Annotated in this window: 1 protein-coding gene; it reads right to left on the reverse strand. The window is 73.8% G+C overall.

Translation table 11 applies throughout. The annotated features are described in order from the left end of the window. The coding region (locus C1I97_RS40510; RefSeq protein ID WP_111007392.1) for a hypothetical protein at nt 1-564 on the reverse strand (564 nt) is incomplete at both ends.

Here is a 564-nt window from a genome sequence, read left to right on the forward strand (position 1 = left end):
TGGCGTCTCCTCCGATGTAGAGGGTGACGGTGCGGGCGCATCGGTCCCAGCGCGCGCCCAGGTAGGGGCTGCGGAGGTACCGGTACCGGGTGGGGTTGCTTCCGACGGCGACGTACTTGTTGTCGTAGGTGACGCCGTCGTTGATGACGCAGGACGAGGCTTGCCGGCTGAGGGCCTGGCCGTTGTCGTACTTGACCCGGTCGCGGGTGGCGGGGGTGACGCAGACCCGGTCGCCGGGCACGGCCTCCCGCCACACGTACCCCTGCCTGCACGTCTCCGGCCCGTAGGCGCCGTAGCCGAGTCGCCGGTTGGCGGCCTGGCCGTTGTCGTACCTGGTCTGGTCGCGGGTGGCGGGGGTGACGCAGACCCGGTCGCCGGGCACGGCCTCCCGCCACACGTACCCCTGCCTGCACGTCTCCGGCCCGTAGGGGCCGGAGTTGAACCGCAGGTCGGCGGCCTGGCCGTTGTCGGACTTGGTCCGGTCGCGGGTGGCGCCGGCGCCGGAAGGTGAACCGGCCGCGGCCGGTGCGGTGGGGCCGGCGCCGGTCCCCGTCGGTGTGGCCG

Origin of the sequence: Streptomyces sp. NTH33 (assembly GCF_003236365.1) — a bacterium.
Classification (GTDB): domain Bacteria; phylum Actinomycetota; class Actinomycetes; order Streptomycetales; family Streptomycetaceae; genus Streptomyces.